Consider the following 8,332-nt stretch of genomic DNA (forward strand, 5'->3'; position numbering starts at 1 on the left):
GAACTGGTTGGCGGCGGGCAGGCGGCCGGCCCGGACCATGCCGAAGTAGCCCTCTATGCCCACGAAGCTGTCCCGGACCTGGCGCAGAACGGCGGGGTCGCCGTCCCTGTCGGTCCCGCCGCCACCGGACCACGCGGGTTCCAGCTCCAGTTGATAGATGGCGGTCAGCCCGCCATCCAGCGGCTGGCTGCCGCGCAGGCCGAAACGCGATGCGTTGGAACTGAAGCCAAAGCCGGTGTCGTCCTCCTCGGCGGCGTCGTTATCGGTGTCGAAGTAGTTCAGTGACAGATGCGCCTGCCCGTAGAGCTCCGCGCCCACGCTGTCATCCGCCGCAGCCACTGCCGGTGCCCCCGCCGTGACGGTTGCCAGCAACACCGAGCCGGTCAGGCCCCCGGACAGCTTGAGTTCGCTATTCATTGTTGTCCTCTCCTCGAATCTCGCAAGTCATACCATCGTCAAAGGCGGGTAAACGGCCTCCGACCCGGCGGAACAGAGCCCTTCTTACCGGCCAATCCCGTGGATGCACCGGCGCGCAGGGCACCGGCCCGCACCACCGCAGCCGGAACATCACAATGAACGCGTATCGCTCCGGGACGCTGCGTGGTGCTTCATCGGGCAGTATAGGCAAGCCGCGTGCCTTCGCGACCAATGCAGAGGGGGCCAGGTCTTGCCATTCGCCAAATGCTTGTGTACCGCCCCATGGCCTGCGGCCGTCGTTCGAGGGGCGCGGGCAGGACGAGGGCGAGGCTATTCGCCTGACCACGTGGCAGATCTGGCCCCGCCCAGGAATACTACCCCGCCCTCAAGGCGTACCTGGCGTTGCGGGGCACTGCGTTGCCGGGGTGTGTCGAGGAGGAGTTCGAGGATTACGTCCAGGGCGGCGGCCTTGAGTATGGCTTTCTGTGCTTGCGCCGGGTGGACACGCCGACCAGCGCCGAACTCACCCGTCCGGCCCAGGCCCCCCGGCGGTGCGCATTGACCGGTACCCCGAACGGTAGGAACGGTTTGTGCGGGACGAGGTTCGTCGATCACGTACCGCACTGCTGTCGGAACGCAGCAGGGCCGCACAGCGGCGCCCTTATGGTGGCAGCGCCGCTATACGTTGCATGGCTCCGTGGTGTGACGTCGGTGTCGTGCCACAGGTCCCACCTCGCGCCCTGCCACGGCGGCGCATTTGGCCACGGGATCCCGAGTCGTTAGCCGCCCAGCTCCTGGGCCCGACGCATCTGCTCGCGCATGCGCTCGAGGCGCCCCCGTTCTTTCTGTACCATCTCCTCCGACCAGACCGTCTCGTAGTCACCATCGTCGGTGCGGACATGGAACTCATCGACGCGGAACGCGTTGTATCGCTCCTGGAGCGTGCCGGTGACCCGCACGTTCTCATTGACGTGACGGACCTCCACGTCCCGTGGCACACCGGTCAGCAGATAGTACTCACCGTCTGGCTGCTGAATGACGAAGGCCGACTGAATGGAAATCCGCGGGTCGGCGCCGTCCACGGGGCAGGTCGTGCCTGCCGTCGCGCACTCGTAGCCGTTGATGAAGCCGCTCAAAGTTGCCGTGTCCTCGGCATGCAACGTTGTGGAGGCAAGCCCGAGTGAAGCAATGCCCAGAAATGCAAGCGTTGACGGTCCGCAGGTCTTATAAAGGCTCATACTGCCTCCCTTGCTATCGGTGATGGGTCTGGCGCGGAAACTGATCATTGCTGAAGCGTTCTTCAAGACCTCCGCGACAGTTTGTTTCGGCTGTCCCAATAAACTGGGCCGACCTACATTAGGAATAATTCATGCGGCGCCTTCTCTCCATTGGGAGTTGTACTTACTAACCTTCTCCACATGCATTGTCATGCCGATGTGGAAGCCGTGGAGTGGATTCCGTGCCCGCTTCTGGCTGTCGTGGAGGGAGCCGCCTCCATTTAAGAAGCGCCCCTGGAGGCGGCGTTTCCCGGGTAGAGGAATGCTCGTGTGACTTCAGGCGGCCCCACGCCGGGTTGTGCCTTTATACAGGCGACGTTTTGATATTTGTCAAGTACGTAGTTCTACATAATTTCGTGTTTTTTCGTCTTGATGTATTCGTCTATCCGCACCGGAGATTAGGCTGAATTCGGAGATAAATCGGTCTATCCTGACAAGAGCTGCCGGTTAACGCATTGGTATCGACGAGCCCGTGTGGGGATCGATCTGACGCAAACGAGACGTCGATCTCATCGATGACCAAACGCCGTCTCACACCTGACTCAGGCCAGGCGGCAGACGCACTCGAGGCTACGCCTCTTGCCGGCAGCCAGGTTATCGCGCACGTCGCGCCCCATGACGGCGGCGGATCCGTCTATTTCTTTTTCGGTATGTACAGGTCCGTGATGGTCCCCTCGGCGACTTCGGCGGCGAAGGCGACGGTCTCGCTGAGGGTGGGGTGTGGGTGGACGGTGAGGCCGATGTCGGTGGCATCGCTGCCCATCTCGATGGCGTGGGCGACCTCGGCGATGAGGTCGCCGGCGGCGACGCCAACGATACCCCCGCCGACCACGTGTCCGGTCTCGGCGTCGAAGAGCAGCTTGGTCATGCCTTCTTCGCGGCCCATGGCGAGCGCCCGGCCGCTGGCTGCCCAGGGGAAGGTGCCTTTGTGCACTTTCACCCCCTGCGCCTTGGCCTCCTCCTCGGTGAGCCCGACCCAGGCGACTTCCGGGTCGGTGTAGGCCACCGAGGGGATGACGCGGGCGTCGAAGGCGGCCTTGTGCCCGGCGATGACCTCGGCGGCAACCTTGCCCTCGTGGGTGGCCTTGTGGGCGAGCATGGGCTGGCCGACGACATCGCCGATGGCGAAGATGTGCCCCACGCGGGTGCGCTGCTGCTCGTCGGCGGCGATGAATCCGCCCTCGAGTTCCAGGCCCGCGGCCTCGGCGTTGATGAGATCGCCATTGGGGCGGCGCCCCACGGAGAGCAGCACCCGGTCGAAGGTGTCGCTCGCCGGCGCGTCCTTGCCCTCGAAGGTGACCTTGATGCCCTTTTTCTGCGCCTCCATGCCGGTGACCTTGGTGGCGGTGTAGATGGCCTCGTAGCGCGCGCGCATGCGCTTTTCCAACGGCCGCAGGATGTCCTTGTCGGCGCCGGTCATGAGCCGATCGAGCAGTTCCACCACCGTGACCTTCGCACCCAGCGACTGGTAGACCGTGGCCATCTCCAGCCCGATAATGCCGCCGCCGACGACCAGCAGCCGCTTGGGGATCGCCTCGAGCTTGAGCGCGTCGGTGGAGTCCATCACCCGCGGGTCGTCGAGATCCATCCCCGGCGGCACCACCGAGCGCGAACCGGCGGCGATGATGGCATGGCGAAAGGTGATCTGTCGCGTGCCATCCGCGCCGTCGACCTCGAGGGTGTGGGCGCCGGTAAAGCGCGCCGTCCCCGTGACGGTCTCCACCTTGCGCTGCCTGGCCATGCTCGCAAGCCCCCCGGTGAGCTTGCCCACCACGCTCGCCTTCCACTCCCGCAGCTTGTCGAGTTCGATCTTCGGCTTGCCGAAGACCACACCGTGGCCCTTGAACTGCTCGGCGGTGTCGAGCAGGTGGCCCACGTGCAGCAGCGCCTTGGAGGGAATGCAGCCGACGTTCAGGCACACCCCGCCCAGGGTGTCGTAGCGCTCCACCAAAATGGTCTTCAGATCCAGGTCCGCGGCACGAAACGCCGCGGTGTAACCCCCGGGGCCGGCGCCGATGACCACTACGTCGCAGTCGGCCTCGCCGCCGGGCATCGCCGGCGCCGCGGCGGCGGCAGCGGTGGGCGCCGATGGCTCTTGCGCCGCCGGCGACTCGGGCGTCTCCCGCGCCGCTTCGGGCGCCTCCGCCGCGCCGCCCTCGGCGGGCTCGAGCTCAATGATGGCGTCGCCCTCCTTGACCTGATCGCCCACCTTGAGCTTGACCGCCGCGACTCTGCCCCCGCGCGTCGCCGGCACCTCCATGGTCGCCTTGTCGGACTCGAGCGTGATCAGCGACTGCTCCGCCTCTACGGTATCGCCCTCGCTCACCAGCACTTCGATGACTTCGACGGCGTCAAAATCACCAATGTCGGGCACGCTAATGGTTGTCGTCGCCATGGTCGGTTCCTTTGTTGGTTACAGCAACAGCCGCCGCAGGTCACCGAGCAGACCGGCCAAGTGCGCGGTAAAGCGCGCCGCCGCCGCACCGTCGACCACCCGGTGGTCATAAGAGAGCGACAGCGGCAGCATCAGCCGCGGCTCGAACTCCTTGCCATTCCACTTGGGCTTGAGCTCGGACTTCGACACCCCGAGGATCGCCACCTCCGGGGCGTTGACGATGGGCGTAAACGCCGTGCCGCCAATGCCACCAAGGCTGGAGATGCTAAAGGTGCCACCTTGCATCTCCTTGGGAGCGAGCTTGCCGTCGCGCGCCTTGACGCTGAGTTCGGCGAGATCCCGGGCAATCTGGTAGACCCCTTTGGTGTCGGCGTCGCGGATCACCGGCACCACCAGCCCGTTGGGGGTGTCCACCGCCACGCCAACGTGGATGTAGTGCTTGATGATCAGCGCGTCGCCGCCGGCGTTGAGCGAGCTGTTGAACTCCCGGTAGGTCGCCAGCGTCCCCGCCACCGCCTTGACCAAAAAGGCAAGCGGCGTGAGCTTCGCCCCCGCCTTCTCCGCCCGCTCCTTCTCGGCCTTGCGAAAGGCCTCCAGATCGGTGATGTCGGCCTCGTCGAACTGCGTGACGTGCGGGACGTTGAGCCAGCTGCGGTGCAGGTGCGGCCCGGAGAGCTTCTTGATCCGCGGCAGCGCCACCTCCTCGACCGCGCCGAACTTGCTGAAGTCCACCGGCGGTATCGGCGGAATGCCCATACCGCCGGCGGCCGCCGCCGGCGCCGCCGCGGCGTCGGGGGCTTCCTGGGCCTGGCGCATGACGCCCTTGACAAAGGCCTGGACGTCGTCTTTGACAATGCGCCCCTTGCGCCCGGAGCCGCTGATCTGCCCGAGATCGACGCCCAGCTCCCGGGCAAACCGGCGCACCGCCGGGGAGGCGTGGGCGCGCTTGTGGCTGGCACTGTCGATGGCCTGCCTGGGGATGGGTGCGGCGTCGGCCTCGACCTGGTGGGCGGGGTGCGTGGCGGCAGCCGGTTGCGGCTCCTGCTGCGCCGCCGCCGGTTGCTCCGCCGCCGCCGGCGCCCCTGCTCCACCGGCGCCCTGGAGCTCGAGGATGCGATCCCCCTCGGAGACCTTGTCACCGACTTTGATATGCACCGTGCCCACCGTGCCGGCGGCCGGCGCCGGCACTTCCATGGTCGCCTTGTCGGACTCGAGCGTGATCAGCGACTGCTCGGCCTCGACGCTGTCGCCCTCGCTCACCAGCACCTCGATGACATCCACCTGGTCAAAGTCGCCGATGTCCGGGATGGTGACGGTCTGGCTCGCACCCTCAGCCGCAGGCGCGGCGCTGGGCGTGGCGGGCGGGGGCTCGGCGTTGGAGGCACCGGGGTCCTGCGCCGCGGGCCCCTCCCCGCCCCCCGCCCCGGCGGGCTCGAGCTCGAGGATCGGGTCGCCCTCCTTGACCTGATCACCCACCTTGATGGCGACGCCGCGCACGGTGCCCCCCTCCGGGGCGGGCACCTCCATGGTCGCCTTGTCGGACTCGAGCGTGATCAGCGACTGCTCAGCCTCGATGCTGTCGCCCTCGCTCACCAGCACTTCGATGACTTCGACGGCGTCAAAATCGCCGATGTCGGGTACCGGAATCGTCTTCGTGGCCATATGCGGGTCCTTGTCAAGACGTCGGGGCCCGGGCGCCGCGCGCCGGCTGCTCCGGGCACAGGGGTGCGGACACTAGGCCCGCGCCGGGTTGAGCTTCTCCGGGTCAATACCGTAGTGCGCGATGGCCTTGCTCACGGTCGAGGCCTTCAGCTGACCCGCACCGACCAGCGCCTTGAGCGCGGCCACGGTGACGTAGTACCGGTCCACCTCGAAGTGGCGGCGCAGCTGCTCGCGGGTGTCCGAGCGGCCAAAACCGTCGGTGCCCAGCACCACAAAACGCCGGTCGAGAAATTCGCGAATCTGATCCGGCACCGCCTGCATGTAGTCCGTAGCCGCCACCGCCGGGCCCTTGCGTCCGGCGAGCTGCTGCTCCACCCAGCTCGTCCGCGGCGTCTTGTCGGCATGGAGCAGGTTCCAGCGCTGCACCTCCAGGCCGTCGCGGCGCAGCTCGTTGAACGACGGACAGCTCCACAGGTCCGCATCCACCTTCCAGTCGGCCTTGAGCAGCTCCGCCGCCGCGATGACCTCGCGCAGGATCGTACCCGCGCCCATGAGCTGCACCTTGTTCTTGCCACCGCCGCCTTCGCGAAACAGGTACATCCCCTTGCGAATGCCCTCCTCGGCGCCCTCGGGCATGGCCGGCTGGCTGTAGTTCTCGTTCATCATGGTGATGTAGTAGAAGACGTTCTCGCCGGCGGCGTACATCCGCCGCAGCCCGTCCTGGATGATCACCGCCATCTCGTAGGGGAATGTCGGGTCGTAGGCAATACAGTTGGGAATGGTGCTCGCGTGCAGCAGACTGTGACCGTCCTGGTGCTGCAGCCCCTCGCCGTTTAACGTCGTGCGCCCGGCCGTGCCACCCATGAGAAACCCGCGCGCCTGCATGTCCCCCGCCGCCCAGGCGAGATCGCCCACGCGCTGGAAGCCGAACATGGAGTAATAGGCGTAAAACGCCACCATGTGAATGCCGTGGTTGGAGTAGCTCGTCCCCGCGGCCATCCACGAGCTCATCGCTCCCGCCTCGTTGATGCCCTCCTGGAGAATCTGCCCGCTCTTGCTCTCCTTGTAGAGCATGAGCTGATCGGCATCCTCGGGCTCGTAGAGCTGCCCCACCGAGGAGTAAATCCCCATCTGCCGAAACAGCCCCTCCATGCCAAAGGTGCGCGCCTCGTCCGGGACGATCGGCACGATGTGCTTGGCAAGCGCCTTGTCGCGCGTGAGGATGGCGAGAATGCGCACAAACGCCATGGTCGTCGACATCTCGCGCTCGCCGGAGTCCTTGAGCAGCAGCTCGAACGCCGAGAGTTCCGGGACCTTCAGCGCCGGCGCTTCTGTGCGCCGCTGCGGCAGGTACCCTCCCAACGCTTGGCGGCGCTCGTGGAGGTATTTCATCTCCGGGCTGTCCTCGGCGGGCTTGTAAAACGGCGCCGCCTCCAGCTCCTCGTCCGGAATCGGAATCTCGAAGCGATCCCGGTAGTCGCGCAGCGCCTCCTGCCCCATCTTCTTTTGCTGGTGGGCAATGTTCTGCCCCTCGCCCGACTGCCCCATGCCGTAGCCCTTGACCGTCTTCGCCAGGATCACCGTGGGCTGTCCGGTATGGTTGACCGCCGCGTGATAGGCCGCGTAGACCTTGTGCGGATCGTGCCCGCCGCGGTTGAGCCGCCGAATGTCCTCATCGGACAGGTGCTCGACCATCTCCTTTAACTCCGGGTACTTGCCAAAAAAGTGCTCGCGCGTGTATGCCCCGCCCTTGGCCTTGAAGTTCTGGTACTCCCCATCGACCGCCTCTTCCATGCGCTTGAGCAACAAGCCCTTGTCGTCCTTGTCAATCAGCGGGTCCCAGTACGACCCCCAGATCACCTTGAGCACGTTCCAACCCGCCCCCCGAAACTCCCCCTCGAGCTCCTGGATGATCTTGCCGTTACCGCGCACCGGGCCATCGAGACGCTGCAGGTTGCAGTTGACCACAAACACCAGATTGTCCAGCCCCTCGCGCGCGGCCACGTCAATGGCGCCCAGCGACTCCGGTTCGTCCATCTCCCCATCGCCCATGAACGCCCACACCTTGCGGGTGCCCATGTCGAGAATGCCCCGGTCATGGAGATACTTCATGAACCGCGCCTGGTAGATCGCCATCAACGGCCCAAGCCCCATGGAGACCGTCGGAAACTGCCAGTACTCCGGCATCAACCACGGGTGCGGGTAGGAGGTCACACCACGTCCCCCCACATCCTGGCGAAAACCCCGCAGCTGCTCCTCATCCAAACGCCCCTCCAGATAGGAGCGCGCGTAAATCCCCGGCGCCGAGTGTCCCTGTATGAACACCAGATCACCACCGTGCGCCTCGCTCGGCGCGTGCCAGAAATGATTAAACCCGACATCGTAGAGCGTCGCACTGGAGGCAAAACTGGCAATATGACCACCCACCCCCGGGCGCGCCTCATTGGCCTGCAACACCAGCGCCATCGCGTTCCAGCGAATGATCGAGCGAAGCCGCCACTCCAGCGCGTGATCCCCCGGCGAGCGCGCCTGCATCTGCGCCGGGATGGTGTTCAAATACGCCGTCGTCGCCTTGAACGGA

5 protein-coding genes are annotated in these 8,332 nt (G+C 65.9%); all 5 read right to left on the reverse strand.

Annotation, left to right across the window (positions count from 1 at the left end; translation table 11 throughout):
• Positions 1–417 (reverse strand): porin (locus tag QZT63_RS08610; RefSeq protein ID WP_290650336.1); only part of this gene is annotated, 417 nt, incomplete at its 3' end.
• Positions 418–1,196: 779 nt separating this feature from the next.
• The gene (locus tag QZT63_RS08615) at positions 1,197–1,655 is read right to left on the reverse strand and encodes a hypothetical protein (protein ID WP_290650337.1); all 459 of its coding nucleotides are present in this window, start codon (positions 1,653–1,655) and stop codon (positions 1,197–1,199) included.
• Between the two features lie 673 nt (positions 1,656–2,328).
• Positions 2,329–4,089, reverse strand: coding sequence for a dihydrolipoyl dehydrogenase (gene lpdA, locus QZT63_RS08620; RefSeq protein ID WP_290650338.1), 1,761 nt, complete (start codon positions 4,087–4,089; stop codon positions 2,329–2,331).
• An 18-nt stretch (positions 4,090–4,107) separates the two neighbouring features.
• Positions 4,108–5,751 carry a dihydrolipoyllysine-residue acetyltransferase gene (gene aceF / locus QZT63_RS08625; RefSeq protein ID WP_290650339.1) on the reverse strand — a complete coding sequence of 548 codons (1,644 nt, stop codon included), beginning with the start codon at positions 5,749–5,751 and terminating at the stop codon, positions 4,108–4,110.
• A gap of 72 nt (positions 5,752–5,823) precedes the next feature.
• Positions 5,824–8,332, reverse strand: a 2,509-nt coding sequence (gene aceE, locus QZT63_RS08630) for a pyruvate dehydrogenase (acetyl-transferring), homodimeric type (protein WP_290650341.1), incomplete at its 5' end; no start/stop codon positions are given.

Source organism: Aquisalimonas sp. (assembly GCF_007120195.1).
In the GTDB taxonomy this organism is placed as follows: domain Bacteria; phylum Pseudomonadota; class Gammaproteobacteria; order Nitrococcales; family Aquisalimonadaceae; genus Aquisalimonas.